This window comes from Nocardia sp. NBC_01329 (assembly GCF_035956715.1).
Classification (GTDB): domain Bacteria; phylum Actinomycetota; class Actinomycetes; order Mycobacteriales; family Mycobacteriaceae; genus Nocardia.
This window is the reverse complement of record NZ_CP108381.1, coordinates 4815041-4831939: the sequence shown is the minus strand read 5'-3', so window position 1 is coordinate 4831939 and position 16899 is coordinate 4815041. Positions and strand designations below refer to the sequence as shown.

General features: G+C 67.6%; 16 protein-coding genes and 1 riboswitch. Of the genes, 9 read left to right on the top strand and 7 right to left on the bottom strand.

Annotated features, from left to right (window positions below):
- Window positions 1-49 precede the first annotated feature (49 nt).
- Both OG405_RS21875 and OG405_RS21870 read right to left on the bottom strand, forming a co-directional pair.
- Window positions 50-415 carry a VOC family protein gene (locus OG405_RS21875; RefSeq protein WP_327148338.1) on the bottom strand — a complete coding sequence of 122 codons (366 nt, stop codon included), beginning with the start codon at window positions 413-415 and terminating at the stop codon, window positions 50-52.
- A gap of 138 nt (window positions 416-553) precedes the next feature.
- Window positions 554-2101, bottom strand: a complete 1548-nt coding sequence (locus OG405_RS21870) for an MFS transporter (RefSeq protein WP_327148337.1) — start codon at window positions 2099-2101, stop codon at window positions 554-556.
- 207 nt (window positions 2102-2308) lie between these two features.
- On the opposite strand from OG405_RS21870, the gene OG405_RS21865 reads away from it, so the two are divergent.
- Complete coding sequence (locus OG405_RS21865) at window positions 2309-3565, top strand: serine hydrolase (protein WP_327148336.1); 1257 nt, start codon at window positions 2309-2311, stop codon at window positions 3563-3565.
- 21 nt (window positions 3566-3586) lie between these two features.
- Here the strand turns inward: OG405_RS21865 and OG405_RS21860 are convergent, their stop codons facing one another.
- Both OG405_RS21860 and OG405_RS21855 read right to left on the bottom strand, forming a co-directional pair.
- On the bottom strand, window positions 3587-4150 hold the full coding sequence (locus OG405_RS21860) for a TetR family transcriptional regulator C-terminal domain-containing protein (RefSeq protein WP_327148335.1): 564 nt from the start codon (window positions 4148-4150) through the stop codon (window positions 3587-3589).
- A gap of 24 nt (window positions 4151-4174) precedes the next feature.
- Window positions 4175-5215 (bottom strand): SDR family NAD(P)-dependent oxidoreductase, encoded by a 1041-nt coding sequence (locus OG405_RS21855; RefSeq protein WP_327148334.1) that lies wholly within the window; start codon window positions 5213-5215, stop codon window positions 4175-4177.
- A gap of 135 nt (window positions 5216-5350) precedes the next feature.
- On the opposite strand from OG405_RS21855, the gene OG405_RS21850 reads away from it, so the two are divergent.
- The 4 genes from OG405_RS21850 to OG405_RS21835 all read left to right on the top strand — a co-directional run bounded on the left by OG405_RS21850 (window position 5351) and on the right by OG405_RS21835 (window position 10666).
- Window positions 5351-5803 (top strand): hypothetical protein, encoded by a 453-nt coding sequence (locus OG405_RS21850; RefSeq protein ID WP_327148333.1) that lies wholly within the window; start codon window positions 5351-5353, stop codon window positions 5801-5803.
- Between the two features lie 8 nt (window positions 5804-5811).
- Complete coding sequence (locus OG405_RS21845; protein WP_327148332.1) at window positions 5812-9156, top strand: error-prone DNA polymerase; 3345 nt, start codon at window positions 5812-5814, stop codon at window positions 9154-9156.
- A gap of 242 nt (window positions 9157-9398) precedes the next feature.
- Window positions 9399-10433 carry a DUF4349 domain-containing protein gene (locus OG405_RS21840; protein ID WP_327148331.1) on the top strand — a complete coding sequence of 345 codons (1035 nt, stop codon included), beginning with the start codon at window positions 9399-9401 and terminating at the stop codon, window positions 10431-10433.
- 2 nt (window positions 10434-10435) lie between these two features.
- Window positions 10436-10666 carry a DUF167 domain-containing protein gene (locus OG405_RS21835; protein ID WP_327152442.1) on the top strand — a complete coding sequence of 77 codons (231 nt, stop codon included), beginning with the start codon at window positions 10436-10438 and terminating at the stop codon, window positions 10664-10666.
- Window positions 10667-10680: 14 nt separating this feature from the next.
- Here OG405_RS21835 and OG405_RS21830 read toward each other — a convergent pair whose 3' ends face one another.
- Complete coding sequence (locus OG405_RS21830) at window positions 10681-11145, bottom strand: tRNA (cytidine(34)-2'-O)-methyltransferase (protein ID WP_327148330.1); 465 nt, start codon at window positions 11143-11145, stop codon at window positions 10681-10683.
- 115 nt (window positions 11146-11260) lie between these two features.
- Between OG405_RS21830 and cycA the strand changes: the two genes are divergently transcribed.
- The 3 genes from cycA to OG405_RS21815 all read left to right on the top strand — a co-directional run bounded on the left by cycA (window position 11261) and on the right by OG405_RS21815 (window position 13485).
- On the top strand, window positions 11261-12739 hold the full coding sequence (gene cycA / locus OG405_RS21825) for a D-serine/D-alanine/glycine transporter (RefSeq protein WP_327148329.1): 1479 nt from the start codon (window positions 11261-11263) through the stop codon (window positions 12737-12739).
- A gap of 168 nt (window positions 12740-12907) precedes the next feature.
- Window positions 12908-13132 carry a DUF6745 domain-containing protein gene (locus OG405_RS21820; RefSeq protein WP_327148328.1) on the top strand — a complete coding sequence of 75 codons (225 nt, stop codon included), beginning with the start codon at window positions 12908-12910 and terminating at the stop codon, window positions 13130-13132.
- Window positions 13133-13239: 107 nt separating this feature from the next.
- Window positions 13240-13485 (top strand): DUF3017 domain-containing protein, encoded by a 246-nt coding sequence (locus OG405_RS21815; RefSeq protein ID WP_327152441.1) that lies wholly within the window; start codon window positions 13240-13242, stop codon window positions 13483-13485.
- Between the two features lie 31 nt (window positions 13486-13516).
- Here the strand turns inward: OG405_RS21815 and metX are convergent, their stop codons facing one another.
- Window positions 13517-14662 (bottom strand): homoserine O-acetyltransferase MetX, encoded by a 1146-nt coding sequence (gene metX, locus OG405_RS21810; RefSeq protein ID WP_327148327.1) that lies wholly within the window; start codon window positions 14660-14662, stop codon window positions 13517-13519.
- Window positions 14659-14820: a hypothetical protein gene (locus tag OG405_RS21805; RefSeq protein WP_327148326.1), complete on the bottom strand. Its 162-nt coding sequence runs from the start codon at window positions 14818-14820 to the stop codon at window positions 14659-14661. Before OG405_RS21805 ends, metX begins: the two co-directional genes overlap by 4 nt.
- A gap of 90 nt (window positions 14821-14910) precedes the next feature.
- Window positions 14911-15021, bottom strand: a riboswitch (SAM riboswitch).
- Window positions 15022-15296: 275 nt separating this feature from the next.
- On the opposite strand from OG405_RS21805, the gene OG405_RS21800 reads away from it, so the two are divergent.
- Entirely contained in the window at window positions 15297-16514 is a 1218-nt protein-coding gene (locus tag OG405_RS21800) for an NADP-dependent isocitrate dehydrogenase (RefSeq protein ID WP_327148325.1), read from the top strand.
- Window positions 16515-16899: the final 385 nt, after the last annotated feature.

Sequence of the window (16899 nt, the reverse complement as noted above, 5' to 3'; positions counted from 1 at the left end):
GGCGGCCGGGCACTCTCGTTCGTACTCCCGGCGCTCTTCTTCGGCCGGTTCAGTCGATCGGGGCGACCCGGATCAGGTTGCCGTCCGGATCCTCGACCACGAATGTGCGCCCGAAAACCGCGTCGTGGGGTTCCTGGACCACCTTCACTCCCCGGGCCAACCACTGCTCGAACTGCCGGTCGATCGCGGCCGGGTCGCCCGGCAGGTTGAGACAAACCTCGGCGGTGCGGGCGCCGGCGTGGTCCAGCTGGTCGGCGTGCCCGCTCCACAGCGCGAGGTCCACGCCCGCGCTCAGTTCGAAGGTGATGAAGCGCGGTGATTCGAACTTGGGCGCCATATCGAACAGATCCGAGTAGAAACGGGCCGAAGCAGCTGCGTCGGCGACGTACAGGATGAACATGTTCGGGGTCGGCATGGTGGTGGGACCTTTCGCGTCGGAGCGGACAAGGTCGAGAATGCCGCAGAGGTCCGACAGATTGGCAGAGGTCGCGTTCGGGGGCGGTCGGTGTCGCGACCGCAGCAGCGGCGGTGGCGGCGGTGTTCCGGCTTGTGGTTACCGGTTCATCGACACGGGATCCGCGGCGGCTGACGCGGTGGTGGCCGCCTTGCGTCCGGGTGCCCACGCGCCCAGCACGAAGGCCATCACCACGGTGAGGATGCCCAGCGCGAGGGCGGCCTGCTGCGCACCGTGAACGAAGGCCTCTTGTGCGAACGCCGCGAGCGGGGCCGCCGCCGGCCCTGCCTGCTCGGCGACCTCCAGCGCGGCGGCCAGCGAATCACCGACCGGTCCGCGGGCGGGTTCGGGCAGGCTGCTCAGCGCGGGAGAGATCCGGTCGGCGTAGCCGGCGGCGAGGATGCTGCCGGAGACGGCGATTCCGATGGCCGCGCCCACTTCACGGGAGGCGTCGTTGACCGCGGAGGCCACCCCGTGTTTCTCCGGCGGTGTGCCGTTGATGATGGCCGCGGTCGCGGGGGCGGTGCACAGGCCGAGTCCGGTGCTCAGGATCAGCAGCGGCCAGAGTACGTCGAGGTAGGTGCTCTCCACGGTGGTCCGGGAGACGAGGATCAGCGCACTGCCGACGCACAGGAGTCCGATGAAAGTGGGCAGCCGTAGACCGAACCGTTCGGCCAGTCGCGGCGCGACGACCGAGATACCGATCAGTGGGGCGATCATCGGTGCCATCGCGACAGCGGACATGAGTGGCGAGTATCCGAAGATCAGCTGCATGTACTGCACGAACAGCAGGAAATAACCGAAGGCGACCAGGAACTGGACTCCGACGCTCACCGCGCCGCTGCCGAAGCCCCGGTCGGCGAACAACCGCACATCCAGCAGCGGGTTCGGCACCCGCAGTTCGACCGTCGCGAACCCGACTCCGGCCAGGACTCCGGCGCCGAACAGACCCAGGACCAACGGGTCGGTCCAGCCGCGTACCGGCGCCTCGATGGCGCCGACCACGATGGCGCCGACGGCGACCGACGCCGTGATACCGCCCCAGAAGTCCAGCGGCGGCCGGGTGTCGTCCACGGATTCGGGAACCGTGCAGCCCGCGATCGCCGATACCGCTCCGGCGAGGGTCATCGCGAGGAATATCGCCTGCCAGGACCAGATCTGCAGCAGTAGTCCGGAGCCGAGGATGCCCAGTACGGCGCCACCACTGACCACTCCGGCCCACAACCCGACGGCGACTCCCCGCCGTTCCGGCGGAAAGCCGCCGGTGAGCAGTGACAATGTGGAGGGCATCACCAGCGCGGCACCCACCCCCGCGACAGTCCGCGACGCGATGATCCAGTGCGGTTCGTCCAGGGCCAGCGGTACCGCGGACGCGATGGCGAACACCACCAGGCCGAGCACCATCATGATCCGGCGGCCGAACCGGTCGCCCAGCGCGCCGGAGAACAGGACCAGACAGGCCAGCGCGAGGGTGTAACCGTCGACCACCCAGGTGAGCTGCTGCTGAGTGGCGCCGGTATCGGCGGCGATCTCGGGAAGCGCCGTGTAGAGGGCGGCCATGGCCGCGATGACCAGAGCGACCGCCATGGACGACAAGGTGAGCAGCCAGATGTGCGCCCGGGAAAGGCGCGGGTGCACCGATGTCATTGCCACCTCCCGGCAGATGGAACAAGCGGTTGCTTCCTATTGATCAGAGCACAATTCAGCTGGACGGCTATCGGTGATCTCCGTCACGGTGGCCGGCGGGTGGCGGACCGCCTGGTCACCAGTGGCGTGTGGTGGGCGAGCCGAGCTCCCCTCCGGCGGGCTCCCGACACCCGTCACCACTGCGCCCGCGTGGCTACCCTGGGGCGTGTGAAGGCAGATACCGCGCTCTTGGTCCCGGTCGCCGCCGAACTGGACGACATCACCACCGTCGGTCCGGAAGAGGACGCCGGGGACGGCGGACCGACCCGGGCGGAGATCGAAACGATCTGGTCGGCGGTGCGCGACTGGTACCGGATGGGCAGCACACCCGCGATCCAGGTCTGCCTGCGTCGCAACGGGCGGGTCGTGCTGAACCGGGCTCTCGGCCACGGCTGGGGTAACGCGCCGGGGGACGGTCCGGACGCCGAGCGTGTCCCGGTGACCACCGATACGCCGTTCTGCGGATTCTCCACCGCCAAGGGCGTTTCCGCCGCGGTCATGTTCATGCTGATCGAACAGGGTGCGTTCGGATTCGACGATCCCGTCAGTGACTACGTCCCCGAATTCGCCGCCAACGGTAAAGGCGCCATCACCATCGGTCAGGTGCTGACCCACACCGCGGGAGTCCCGTTCGTGACCCGCCCGTACCGCGGGCACGAGATGGTTTTCGACGAGGACCTGTGCCTGCGCGGCCTGATCGATCTGAAACCGAGCTACCCGGCCGGCCGGTTCCGGGTGTATCACGCGCTGACCAGCGGGCTGATCCAGCGCGTGCTGGTGCAGCGGGCCACCGGGAAGCGGATCCGGGATCATCTCGCCGAGCGGGTGCTGGAACCGCTGGGTTTCCGCTGGACGAATTTGGGTGTCGCGCCCGGCGACGTGGACGCGGTGGTACCGAGTGTGAAGACGGGGCCGCCACCCTCGAAGATCGCCTCGTTCCTGGCGGGCCGGGCGCTGGGCGGGGGATTTGCCCCCGACGCGGTGAACCGGGATTCGAATCGGGCCTTCCTCGCCGCCGAACTGCCCTCGGGCAATCTGGTCACGACCGCGGCCGAGCTCTCCCGGTTCTACGAGATCCTCGCCCGCGGCGGGGAACTCGACGGTGTCCGGATCATGCGGGCCGAAACCTTGCGTGACGCGGTACGTCCCGCTCCCCGAGTTCCGGGTGTCGCGGGGCGGGTGAGCCGCGCGGGATACGAACTGGGGGGCCACCGCTCCAAATTCGGGCACGACACCACCGCGCATTTCGGCCGCAGCGGGTTCACCACCCAGTACGGCTGGGCCGATCCGGACCGCAATCTCAGCGGCGCGATCCTGACCAACGGGAAGTCCTCGCTGGACGGGGAACGGCCGTGGCAGCTGGTGGCGCAGATCTCGGGGTTGTTCCGGCCGCTACCGGCCGCGCAGCGGATCTTCGAACTCTGATCACCGAACTGTGCGCCGGGGTCACTGCACGATCGAGGCGATATGGTGGCGCACCACTCGGTCCGCTGCGCCGTCACCGGCTCCGTGCGGGTAGGCGAGTTCGAAGGCCAGACCGCTGAGCAACGCGACCAGCCGCTCCGTTTCCAGCTCGATATCGGCCACTGCGGCCCGGGTGAGCGCTGTGGCGACGATGGTACGGGTGGAAGTGCCCATCCAGTTCGCCTCGGCCTCCATTCCGTTCACGTGCCGGGCGTTCGCGACGATTTCGGTGCGTAGCAGCAGGCGCCGGCGGTCGGCGGGGTCGAGCAGGAGCGCGCGGATGACCGCCTCGAGATAGTCCCGCCGGTCGGCCACGGAATCGCTCTGTGGTCCGTCCCCGATCGCCGCGAGGCGGCGGTCGCGGTCGAGTTCGAGTTCCTTGGCGGCGGTCATCAGTAATCCGTACTGGTCACCGTATCTGCGGCGCAACGTTTTTCCGTCCACGCCGCAGTGGTCGGCCACGCGGCGCAGCGTCGTATCCGTTACGCCGCGGGAGGTCACCAGGTCGAGTACCGCGTCGAGTACTGCGTGCTGCTCGTCTGTCACGATCGATGATCCTTCCCGAGCCGATCACCAGTGTGTGCCGGGCACCCAGCGGGCGGCGCGGCGCAGGGCGGTGCCGGTACCCCGCGCGACCCGTGCTCCCGCGCGGGGCAGTGGTGCGCGCCTGGACCGGGTCGGTGACGGCGGGCGGTGGTCGTCGATGTGGTGGACGACCGCGGTGACTTCGTCCGGACTCTCCGAATCGGTGAGCGCCGTGACCGATGGGAGGTCCGTGGTCGATCCGTTCTGTTCACCTCGGGCGGCCGGGGAGTCCGGGATCATCCGGTAGTAGCGGTGCAGGACCAGGTCGCGCAGGCGCGGCGCGAAGATCGCGCCGAATTCGCCGAGCGTGCCGATCGGCACGTCGATACGCCGGGGGCGTTCGGTGAGTGCGCGCACGATGGTCGCGGCGGCCCATTCCGGCGATTCGGCGCGCCCCTGATCGCCGGACGGGGCGATCATCGGTGTCCGGACCAGCGGCATGTGGATGGTGGTGAAGCCGACCCCGTCGGCCATGGTCTCCACCGCCGCGACTTCGGCGAATTTGTCCAGCGCGGCCTTGCTCGCCAAATAGGCGGAATAGCGCGGGGTGGCCACCTGGACCCCCGCGCTGCTGATGTTGACGATATGGCCGAAACCGCGCTCCCGCATCTGTGGTAGCAGCGCCAGGGTGAGCCGCAGCGCGCCGAAGTAGTTGACGGCCATGGTGCGTTCGTAGTCGTGCAGCCGGTCGGTGGAGCGGTGGATCGCCCGGCGGATGGATCGGCCGGCGTTGTTCACCAGCATGTCGACCCGTTCGTGCTCGTCGAGCAGCTCCTTCAGGGTCGCCTCGACCGAGGCGGTGTCGGTGATATCGCAGGGGTAGCCGTGCGCCCGGCCACCCGCGGCCCGGATCTCCGCCACGACGGTGGCGAGCTGGTCCTCGCGCCGGGCGATTAGGAATACCACCGCGCCCTTCTTCGAGACGGCCAGTGCCGCGGCCCGTCCGATGCCGGACGAGGCGCCGGTGATGAGGACGTGCCGCCCGGCGAGCTCGTGTTCTGCCCGGTAGGTCCCGGATTCGCTCATGAACAGCCCCTTTGCGCAGGTCTTCCGGGGCCGAACTTACTCCGAAGTAAGAAACTGCGCCAGGGGTGATCCGACGTTCGAAAGCAGGTTCGATTTCCACTCTCCGTATTCGAACATATGTGCGATACTCGAAGCATGACGGACGATCGGATGGCGGATATCTATGCCGCGGTGCGGCTCGGCGGTGTGAATCGGGAAGCGGCGCGTCAGGCGCTGCGAATGCTGTGGGACCAACTCGGGCCGGGCGGGGAACCACTGTCCCGGAGCGCGGTGGCCCATCATCTGGCGGACATCCAGGACACGGCCGAGGACGCGCTGCTCTGGGACACCCGGGCGCTCGACTCGGCCTTCGTCCCCGGTGTCCCGCTCGGCGAAGGACTACTGGGTTTCCTACCGTCGCTGTATCTGAGCCTGGCCGACAGCCACCGGCTGGTAGGCGATTTCGATACGGCACGGATGCAACTGGCGCTGGCGCGCGGGCATGCGAACATACTCGCCGACGACGCCTACGGGCGGGTGATCCGGGCAGGCGTGGATCATGTGGCGACCCTGCTGGAAGCTCAGTCCACCGAGCGGGTCGCCTGCTGACGCGCGGCATGGGATGGAGCAACGGCCCGCCGAGTTGGGCCGAGATGGAACGGGTGCTGTCCGGCCGGCCGGACAAGCGGGTGGTGTCCGGCCGGCCGGACCCCGGACAGCTTTCCGGCGACGGCGGCGACACCCCGGCCTGGAGCAACAGTCGCGGGGAATACCTGCCCGAACCAGCGGACCCACCGGTCGGCCCGCTGGTGCCGTACGCGGAACTGCACACACATTCGGCGTTCAGTTTCCTGGACGGGGCCTCCCAGCCGGAGGAAATGGTCGCCGAAGCCGCGCGCCTGGGGCTCTCGGCGATCGCCCTCACCGACCACAACGGTTACTACGGGGTGGTCCGATTCGCCGAAGCCGCGGCCGGACACGGGATCGCCGCGGTGTACGGCGCCGAACTCACCCTCGTGGAATCCGGTTCCCGGCAGACGGATTCGGCGCCCCGCACCGGCGCACCCGACCCGGACGGTGAACATCTGCTGGTGCTGGCGCGCGGCGAAGAAGGATACCGGCGACTGTCCCGGCAACTCGCGGCCGCGCATATGGCAGCCGGCGAGAAAGGGATCCTGCGCTACGACCTCGATACGCTCACCGCCGCGGCCGGTGGCCACTGGCAGATACTCACCGGCTGCCGCAAGGGCCGGGTCCGGCGGGCGCTGGAACAAGACCTGCACACGGGCGGGCAACCGCTACGCGCCGAGGCGGCGTTGCGGGAACTGTGCGAGCGGTTCGGTCCCGACCGGGTGACCGTGGAACTCACCCGGCACGGCCTGCCTGTCGACGACGAGTGCAACACCGCGCTGGCCGAGATCGCCGAGCGGATCGGGATACCGGTCATCGCCACCACCGCAGCGCATTTCGCGACACCCGACCGCAGTCGCCGGGCTGCGGCCCTGGCCGCTATCCGCGCCCGGCGCAGCCTCGACGATATCGCCGGCTGGCTCGCACCGGCCGGCGGCGGATATCTGCGTTCGGGTGCGGAGATGGCGCGACTCTTCGCGGAATTCCCGGCCGCCGTGCCGAATTCGGTGCGACTGGCCCGTGAATGCGCGTTCGATCTGCGATTGATCGCGCCCAGCCTGCCGCCGTTCGATGTGCCCGGCGGGCACGACGAGAACTCCTGGCTACGTGAACTCACCCGCCGCGGCGCGGCCGACCGTTACGGGCCGCCCGCCGCGAACCCGGCCGCCTACCGACAGCTCGAACACGAACTCGCGATCATCGCCCAGCTCGGATTCCCGGGATATTTCCTGGTCGTGCACGATATCGTGCGGTTCTGCCACGAGCACGACATCCTGTGCCAAGGCCGGGGCTCGGCCGCCAACTCCGCAGTCTGCTATGCCATCGGCATCACCAACGTCGACCCTGTCGCGAACAAATTACTGTTCGAACGGTTCCTCTCCCCGGAACGCGACGGGCCCCCGGATATCGATGTCGATATCGAATCCGATCGCCGCGAAGAAGCGATCCAATACGTCTACCGCCGATACGGCCGGGAAAACGCGGCACAGGTGGCGAACGTGATCACCTACCGCGGGAAATCAGCGGTCCGGGACGCGGCCCGCGCACTCGGATTCGCTCCCGGCCAGCAGGACGCGTGGAGCAAACAGGTGAGCCGATGGACGGGCGTCGGGTCGGAAACCGGGACCGATATCCCCGAACCGGTGCTGGCACTGGCCGCCGATATCGAAGGCCTGCCCCGGCACCTGGGCATCCACTCCGGCGGCATGGTGATCTGCGACCGGCCCATCGCCGATGTGTGCCCGGTGGAATGGGCGCGGATGCCCGGCCGCAGCGTGCTGCAATGGGACAAGGACGATTGCGCCGCGGCGGGTCTGGTGAAATTCGATCTGCTGGGCCTGGGCATGCTCTCCGCCCTGCACTACATGATCGACCTGGTCCGTGAACACATCGGCGTGTCGGTCGAACTGCACGCCCTGGACCTCGCCGAACCCGCGGTGTACGACATGCTGTGCCGCGCCGATTCGGTGGGCGTCTTCCAGGTGGAATCCCGGGCACAGATGGCGACCCTGCCGCGACTGAAACCGCGAAAGTTCTTCGACCTGGTGGTCGAGGTGGCGTTGATCCGGCCCGGCCCGATCCAAGGCGGTTCGGTACATCCCTACATACGCCGGAAGAACGGACTGGAAAAGGTCGTTTTCGACCACGAGGCACTGCGGAATTCACTCGAACGCACACTCGGAGTGCCGTTGTTCCAGGAACAACTCATGCAGATGGCCGTGGATGTCGCGGGATTCACCGCCGCCGAAGCGGACCGACTACGCCGCGCCATGGGGTCGAAACGATCCCCCGAGAAAATGGAACGCCTCCGAGGCCGGCTCTACCAGGGCATGCGCGATCTGCACGGGATCACCGGCGAACTGGCCGACCGCATCTACGAAAAACTCCGCGCCTTCGCGAACTTCGGTTTCCCGGAGAGCCATTCACAGAGCTTCGCCGCCCTCGTCTTCTATTCCGCCTGGTTCAAACTGCACTATCCGGCCGCATTCTGCGCCGGACTGCTGCGCGCGCAGCCGATGGGTTTCTATTCACCGCAGTCACTGGTCGCCGACGCCCGCCGGCACGGGGTCGCGGTGCACGGCCCGGATATCAACGCCAGTGACGCCGAAGCCACCCTCGAACAGCACGGGACCGAGGTGCGACTGGGTCTGGCGGCCGTTCGGTCCATCGGCTCGGACCTCGCGGACAAGATAGTCGCGGCCCGGACCGAAAACGGCCCCTACACTTCGTTCCTCGACCTCACCGGCCGAGTGGAAATGACCGTCCCGCAAGCGGAATCCCTGGCCACCGCCGGGGCACTCGGCTGCCTGGGATACTCCCGGCGCGAAGCACTGTGGGCGGCCGGTGCGGCAGCCGGAGAACGACCCGGCCGCCTGCCCGGGACCGGCGCCTCCACCACCACACCCGCCCTGCCCGGCATGAGCGAACTCGAACACGCCGCCGCCGACGTCTGGGCGACCGGGGTCTCACCGGGCAGCTACCCCACCCAGTTCCTGCGCTCACGCCTCGACGCACTCGGTGTGACCCCGGCCGCCGATCTGCTCTCGATCCCCGACGGCACCCGGGTCCTGGTCGGCGGCGCGGTGACGCACCGGCAGCGCCCCGCCACTGCGGGCGGTGTCACCTTCCTGAACCTGGAAGACGAAACCGGCATGGTGAATGTGGTGTGCTCGGCCGGACTGTGGGTCCGATACCGCCGCACCGCACAGAGCTCCCCGGCACTGCTGATCCGCGGACGGATACAGAACGCGGAGGGGGCGGTGAGCATCTACGCCGAACACCTGAGCCGCTTGGATATGCGCGTGGGCTCCCGTTCCTGCGACTTCAGGTGAGCTGTGTCTGATTGCCCCGCCTTCGGCGGGGCGGGTCGGGGCCCTATTAACCCCGGTTCTTCACTCCGTCGCTCCAGAACCGGGGCGGGCCCCGACCACTGAGGTGGACCATCCGGAGTTACCAGTGAGATGGACCATCCCGGAGAAAGAGCAGGGGATCATGCGACGGGCTGGGCCTGATCGCGGTGGCCGGCCTTCGGATTCGGGTACCTGATCCCGGAATCGACCATTACGCTGCCAGCATGCGAAGGCTCGGGGTGCTGTTACTGGTTGTGTGCGGGTCCGTTCTCCTCGCGGGGTGTGGTGGGGACGACTCCCGCTCCAGCACGGCGGATCACTCGTCGTCCTTCGAGGGCGGTGCGCCGGCACCCGCGACGGCGCCGGGGATCCGGGTCCAGAAGGCACCCAACCGGGAGCAGGCCCCCGCGCCGGACACCCCCGACCAGGCCACCGATCGCAAAGAGGTCATCACCGGGACTGTCGATCTCACCGCTGGTGATCCCGTGGCGGCGGCGAAGACGCTCGTCGACCGAGTGGACGATCTGGACGGCCGGGTCGATCAGCGCACCGAGAATCCCGGGACCGGTGATATCGAACCGCACGTGAATCTGGTCATCCGGATTCCGGCCGCCGATACCGATGCGTTCATCGACGGCCTGGGCGAACTCGGCGAGATCACCCAGGTCAGTACCGATCGTGACGATGTCACTCTCCAGTGGCAGGACCTCGACGCCCGGATCACCGCGCTGCGGGCCTCGGTCGACCGGTTGCGCGACCTGATGGTCCGCGCCGCCGATACCGCCGATCTGATCGCCGCCGAGGAAGCCCTCGCCGTCCGGCAGGGCGAACTCGACAGTCTCACCGGGCAGCGACGGTACCTCGACGACCAGATCTCGCTGTCCACCCTGACCGTCGATATCAGCAGCACTGTGGCGAAGACCGGTGACGACGGGCCCACAAACTTCTGGGACGGGATCGTGGACGGCTGGAATTCGCTGTTCGACTGGCTGAAGGGCGCCATTGTCTTCGTCGGTCAGGTGCTGCCGTGGCTGGCCTTCCTCGCTGTCCTCGGCGCCGTCGTGGGCGTGATCGCCGGACTGGCCCGCCGCCTCCGCGCTCGGCGCGTCACCGTGTCGCCCGCGCCCGCCGCCCCCGCGCCCGCCGCCCCCGCGCCCGCGCCCGCGGCGAGCGTCGACGAGCCGACCGGGACCGATGCCGCTACCGGAAACGCTGGTGCGCCCAGCGAACCGGGCGGGACGGCCGGCGAAAAGGAGTGAGCCTGCCCATCACGGTCCACGCGGTGATCAAACCGAACAGCCGGAAGGGTCCGCTGGTGGAAACCCTGCCGGACGGCACCCTGCGCCTATGGGTGCGGGCACCGGCCGTGGAGGGGAAAGCGAACCGGGCCGCTGCCGAACTGCTCGCCTCTCATCTCGGTGTCCCGAAGAGCGCTGTCCGGCTCACTGCCGGGCCGACCTCCCGGCGCAAACGCTTCGAGATCGACGACTGACCGGATGGCGCGGGTCAGACCGCGCCCGGGAAACCGTGCTGCCGCCACGCCTCGTACACGGCGACCGCGGCCGCGTTGGCCAGGTTCATCGACCGTCGGCCGGGCAACATCGGGATACGTATCTCGGCGCTGATGTGTTCGTCGGCGAGCACCTCGGCCGGTAGCCCCGAGGGTTCGGCACCGAACAGCAGCACGTCGCCGGGCAGGTAGGCGACCTCGGTGAGCGCAGTGGAGGCCCGGGTGGTGAACGCGTACACCCGCTCGGGCCGCAGCAGCTCCCACGCGGTCGGCAGATCCGGGTGCACCGTCACCGAGGCGAGGTCGTGATAGTCCAGCCCGGCGCGGCGCAATTTCGCCTCCGACATATGGAAACCCAGCGGCTCGATCAGATGCAGTTCGCTGCCCGTCCCGGCCGCCAGCCGGATGGCATTGCCGGTATTTCCCGGTATGCGGGGTTCATGGAACATCAATCGGAACACAGCGGACCAGTCAATCAGGTGGTGGCCGCTGCGGCGTACCGTGGTCCCGCCCACTCTGCGGGAATCCGTTTCCGGTGGTCGAATGGGCTGTCCGATTCATTCCGGAGGGAGAAATATGGCCGTGCTGCAGGGCCAGGGTAATCCAGACGACGGGAGCGGGGTGAGCGATCCGGGTGCCGGTCCGGAGAAGCTGAGCCGCCAGTTGGCGAACCGTCATATCCAGCTGATCGCGATCGGTGGCGCCATCGGCACCGGCCTGTTCATGGGGTCGGGTAAGACGATCTCGCTCGCCGGCCCCTCGGTGATCCTCGTCTACATGATCATCGGCTTCTTCCTGTTCTTCGTCATGCGGGCGATGGGGGAGTTGCTGCTGTCGAACTCCGGGTACAAATCGTTCAGCGATTTCGCCGGTGATCTGCTCGGCCCGTGGGCAGGGTTCTTCACCGGCTGGACCTACTGGTTCTGCTGGGTGGTCACCGGTATCGCCGATGTGGTGGCCATCGCCGGGTACGTCTCGTACTGGTGGTCGGACCTGCCCATGTGGATACCCGCGCTGGTCTGCATCGTCGTATTGCTGGTGCTCAACCTGCCGACCGTGCGCGCGTTCGGGGAGACCGAGTTCTGGTTCGCGCTGATCAAGGTGATCGCCATCGGCGCCCTCATCGTCACCGGCGTGGTCATGGTGATCACCGGCTTCACCGGCGACAGCGGTACGACCGCCTCGCTGACCAACCTGTGGAACGACGGCGGTTTCTTCCCGACCGGACCCATGGGTTTCGTGGCCGGATTCCAGATCGCGGTATTCGCCTTCGTCGGGATCGAACTGGTGGGCACCACAGCGGCCGAGGCCAAAGACCCCGAACGCACCCTGCCTCGGGCGATCAACTCGATTCCGGTGCGTGTCCTGCTGTTCTACGTCGGCGCGCTGATCGTGATCTGCGCGGTGACCCCGTGGCGGCAGGTCTCGGCCGCCGAGAGCCCGTTCGTGGCGATGTTCTCCCTCGCCGGGCTCGGTATCGCCGCGAGTGTGGTCAACTTCGTGGTGCTGACCAGCGCTACCTCCAGCGCGAATTCGGGTATCTACTCGACCTCGCGGATGGTGTACGGCCTGGCCGGCGACGGTGACGCGCCCGCGCTGTTCGGGCGGCTGTCCCGGCGCAAGGTTCCGGCCAACGCGCTGCGGTTCTCGTGTGCGTTCCTGTTGATCGGCGTGGTGCTGCTCTACGCCGGCCAGTCGATCGTGGAAGCGTTCACAGTGGTCACCACCATCTCCTCGCTGTGCTTCATGTTCGTCTGGACGATGATCCTGGCCAGCTACCTGGTGTACCGGAAGCGGCGGCCGCAGCTGCACGCCGCGTCGGTGTTCAAGATGCCCGGCGGTGTCCCGATGGTGTACGCGGTGCTGGCGTTCTTCGTCTTCCTGATCTGGGCGCTCACCCAGGAGAGCGACACCCTGCAGGCACTGCTGGTGACCCCGATCTGGTTCGTGGTACTGGGTGTGGCCTATCTGGTCGTGCGGCGCAGCCCGCACCATGCCGCGCTGCGGAAGCAGCATCGGGAGAAGGTGCTCGCCGAAACCGCCGCGCTGCGCTGATCCGGCTTCCGGGCGGTGCCGTCAGCGCAAGCGTGACGTGCCGCCCGGAACCGGGACCACCGGTGTGGGCAGATCCACCCGCTCGTGCCGGGCAGCGGGAACTCGTTCCAGGACGCCGCCCGCGAAGACGTCGTAGAGCGGCAGCGATTCCAGGTGGACGTAGCCGATATGGCAATCACAGAGTGCGCGCTGGCACGGCCGCGGCCCGAGCGCACCGCGATAGGAACCGTCGTACAGGTCATGGTCGAGGTGGTCAATTCGACGCCCGAGCCCGACGGCACCAGCCGCACCTACTGGCTCCGGGTGCCGCCCACCACCCGGACCGCGCGGGAGGGCGTCTCCTGGACGTTCGGCGTCACCGAGGCGGACTACGAACCGCTCGTGCAGACCTGAACCCCGGATCTGGAACAATCGCCCTCGTGACCGACGCCGCGACTGGAACCGACGACGATCCCGGCACCGGCAACCGTTGGGCCGGCTTCTTCCGCTGCCATCTGCCGATGGTCGTGGTGGCGGTGGTGGTGTTGATCGCGGTGGTGTTCGTCGCGCAGGACCGCTGGCGTCGTGGCGCCTTCTTCTTCGGTGGCGCCACCCTTGTCGCCGCCGCGTTCCGGTTGTGCCTGCCGACGGTACGGGTCGGTCTGCTGGCGGTTCGTAGCAAACCGTTCGACGTGGGTGCGCTGACGCTGTTGGGTGGCGCCGTCGTGTTCCTCGCCGCCACCATCAACACCCTCGGCGTGGGCTGACCGGTCCCGTCCCGCTCGAACGGGACGGGAGTCAGCGTCCGGCGCGGGCCAGGTTCATCGTCTGGACGAGCAATTTGCTGATGGCTGCCGCCTCGGTGAGAAAAGCGTCGTGGCCGTCGCTGGAGTTGATGACCTCGAAATGCCGGCAACCGGGCAGTCCGTCGGCCAGTTCCTGCTGCGTGTGCAGCGGGTACAGGCGGTCGGAATCGATACCGCCCACGATGCACGGAACCTCGGTGGTGGCCATCGCGGCCTCGATACCGCCGCGGCCGCGGCCGATATCGTGGCGGTTCATCGCCTCGCTCAACAACACATAGGTCGCCGGGTCGAAACGCCGGCTCAGCTTCTCAGCTTGGTATTCCAGGTAGCTCTGGACCGCGTAGCGGCCGCCGTCGCGCGGGTCCTCGCCCTCCTGCGGGCTGTTGGCGAACCGGCTGTCCAGTTCGACCTCGGTGCGATAGGTGAGGTGCGCGATCCGGCGGGCGATTCCCATACCGGCCGTCGGCGCTCGACCCGTGCCGTGGTAGTCGCCACCCTGCCAATTCGGGTCGCTGGTGATGGCCGCGATCTGGGTGGTCTGGGTGCCGATCTGGTCGGCGGTCGCCCGCGGGCCCACCGCGAGGATCAGCGCGGCCGCCAGGCGTTGCGGGGCCAGCAGCATCCATTCGAGGACGCGCATACCGCCCATCGAACCGCCTACCGCCGCGGCCAGCCGGGGCACACCCAGGAGATCGAACAGTTTCAGTTCCGCGGTCACCTGATCCCGGATGGAGATCTCCGGAAAACGCGAACCCCACGGAACTCCGTCGGAGGCGAGTGCGGCCGGGCCGGTGCTGCCCTGGCAGCCGCCGAGGACATTGGTCGCGACGACGCACCACTCGTCGGTGTCGATCGGTGCGCCGGGGCCGACCATCCCGTTCCACCATCCGGCCTGCGGATGTTCGGCGGTGGGCTGACCCACGACATGGGAATCCCCGGTGAGCGCGTGTTCGATGAGCACGATGTTGTCCATGGCCGGCGACAGTTCGCCCCAGCGCTGGACGGCGAGCCGGACTCGCGGCAGCCGGGCGCCGTTCTCCAGGGTGAGTTCGCCGATATCGATATGGCCCGGGGTGCCGTCGGGCGGGGGTAACTGCGCCACGGGACGAGCCGTGGTCGATTCGGTGCCTACCTTCACGCCGGGACTTCCGCCGAACCGATGGTCAGTGATGCGCGGAAGGTATGAATCGCCGCCGTGGGCCCGCCGGTGCGGGTATCGGGGGCACCGAAAGCGAGCGGCCGTGCCCGGCGGGTCGCTCCGGCGACAGTCGCATCGGGAACATTGTGATCGGTCATATCCTGCTCCGGGAAATGGGGGATTTCTCGTCGAGTCGTGAAAACGCCGCTATCAACGCGACCAGCACCGGCACAAATCGACAACCTCCTGACGTGCGCTTGCTCCCGGCCCTCGGAAGCCCGGTCATCACCCGGAGCACCCCACCGCAGCAGGAGGGTTGCCGACCAGCGAGCCGGGGCTTGGCGCTGGCACTCATGACCTGCCGAATATCGTAGCCGGGCGCCTATGTGGATCGAAATCAGCGTATGCGCCCACCGGGTAATCTTGTGGTGCGATTCACCCCTGTGAGATCTCACCACCGGGGCTGGCTGCACCGTGAGACCACCACTAGCAGTACGCTCGTCTTGGTTACACCAGACGTCTCGTGGACAACGCGGGATGTATACGTTGTCTGTTGAACAGCTGGGGTCCGCTCACAAGCGTGTTCGCCTGGCCGTGCAATGAGGGCACCAGTCTTAGGAGGACACGAAGATCCATGTCCAAGATCAAGGTTGAAGGCACCGTCGTCGAACTCGACGGCGACGAGATGACGCGGATCATCTGGCAGTTCATCAAAGACAAGCTGATCCACCCGTACCTCGACGTGAACCTCGAGTACTACGACCTCGGCATCGAGTACCGCGACAAGACCGACGACCAGGTCACCGTGGACGCCGCCAACGCCATCAAACAGCACGGCGTCGGCGTGAAATGCGCGACGATCACCCCCGACGAGGCCCGCGTCGAAGAGTTCGGGCTCAAGAAGATGTGGCGGTCGCCCAACGGCACCATCCGCAACATCCTCGGCGGCACCATCTTCCGCGCGCCGATCATCATCTCCAACGTTCCGCGCCTGGTACCGGGCTGGACCAAGCCGATCATCATCGGCCGTCACGCCTTCGGTGACCAGTACCGCGCCACCGATTTCAAGGTCTTCCAGGCCGGCACCGTCACCCTCACCTTCACCCCGGAGGACGGCAGCGAGCCCATCGTGCACGAGGTCGTGCAGATGCCGGAAGACGGCGGCGTCGTCATGGGTATGTACAACTTCAAGAAGTCCATCGAGGACTTCGCGCGCGCCTCGTTCAACTACGGGCTGCAGCAGAACTACCCGGTCTACATGTCGACCAAGAACACCATCCTCAAGGCCTACGACGGCATGTTCAAGGACACCTTCGAGGAAGTGTTCGAAGCCGAGTTCAAGAGCCAGTTCGAGGCGGCCGGCCTCACCTACGAGCACCGGCTGATCGACGATATGGTCGCCTCCTCCATGAAATGGGAGGGCGGCTACGTCTGGGCCTGCAAGAACTACGACGGCGACGTCCAGTCCGATACCGTCGCGCAGGGCTTCGGGTCGCTCGGCCTGATGACCTCGGTGCTGCTGACCCCGGACGGCCAGACCTGTGAGGCCGAAGCCGCGCACGGTACGGTCACCCGGCACTACCGCCAGCACCAGCAGGGCAAGCCGACCTCGACCAACCCGATCGCGTCGATCTTCGCCTGGACCCGTGGCCTGGAGCACCGGGGCAAACTGGACAACACCCCCGAGGTCATCGGCTTCGCGCAGACACTCGAGGACGTCGTCATCAAGACCGTCGAGGGCGGGCAGATGACCAAGGACCTCGCCGCGCTGGTCGGTGGCGACCAGGGGTACCTCTCCACGGAGGAGTTCCTCGCCGCACTCGACACCAACCTGGCGCGCGCACTGCGCTGACGGTGTTTTCGGCGCCGCCTGCGGCGGCGCGGGGGTTGAGGGCTGTGTTTTCGGCGCGCTGGCGCGCGCGGGGGTTGAGGCCCTGAAGTCTCGCCGTTCAGGCCTCGAGACTTGCGCTTCGCGCATGCGCTTCGAGGCCTGAACGGCGAGACGGCCTCAACCCTTTGGGTGTCTCGTAAGACTCGACTCATGCGGGTTGCGTCGGCATTCGATGTTCTGGATCGCACGCGGATCCGGGAGTATTGCGCGTTTGGTGGAAGTGGCTGTGCCCGGTCGGTCGTGCAACGCCAGTAGGGGTTGTGTGGTCTGTGTCCGGCTGTTACTCGGTATCGGTGACCGTTCGCCGGTGACCTTGCCTTTGTTCCGGCGGGTTCCTCGGTTTCGT

Coding starts and splice junctions, on each gene's coding strand:
- OG405_RS21875 (WP_327148338.1), bottom strand. CDS start 415: ATGCCGACCCCGAACATGTTCATCCTGTACGTCGCCGACGCAGCTGCT.
- OG405_RS21870 (WP_327148337.1), bottom strand. CDS start 2,101: ATGACATCGGTGCACCCGCGCCTTTCCCGGGCGCACATCTGGCTGCTC.
- OG405_RS21855 (WP_327148334.1), bottom strand. CDS start 5,215: ATGAGCGAATCCGGGACCTACCGGGCAGAACACGAGCTCGCCGGGCGG.
- OG405_RS21850 (WP_327148333.1), top strand. CDS start 5,351: ATGACGGACGATCGGATGGCGGATATCTATGCCGCGGTGCGGCTCGGC.
- OG405_RS21845 (WP_327148332.1), top strand. CDS start 5,812: ATGGGATGGAGCAACGGCCCGCCGAGTTGGGCCGAGATGGAACGGGTG.
- OG405_RS21840 (WP_327148331.1), top strand. CDS start 9,399: ATGCGAAGGCTCGGGGTGCTGTTACTGGTTGTGTGCGGGTCCGTTCTC.
- cycA (WP_327148329.1), top strand. CDS start 11,261: ATGGCCGTGCTGCAGGGCCAGGGTAATCCAGACGACGGGAGCGGGGTG.
- OG405_RS21820 (WP_327148328.1), top strand. CDS start 12,908: ATGGCAATCACAGAGTGCGCGCTGGCACGGCCGCGGCCCGAGCGCACC.
- OG405_RS21815 (WP_327152441.1), top strand. CDS start 13,240: ATGGTCGTGGTGGCGGTGGTGGTGTTGATCGCGGTGGTGTTCGTCGCG.
- OG405_RS21805 (WP_327148326.1), bottom strand. CDS start 14,820: ATGACCGATCACAATGTTCCCGATGCGACTGTCGCCGGAGCGACCCGC.
- OG405_RS21800 (WP_327148325.1), top strand. CDS start 15,297: ATGTCCAAGATCAAGGTTGAAGGCACCGTCGTCGAACTCGACGGCGAC.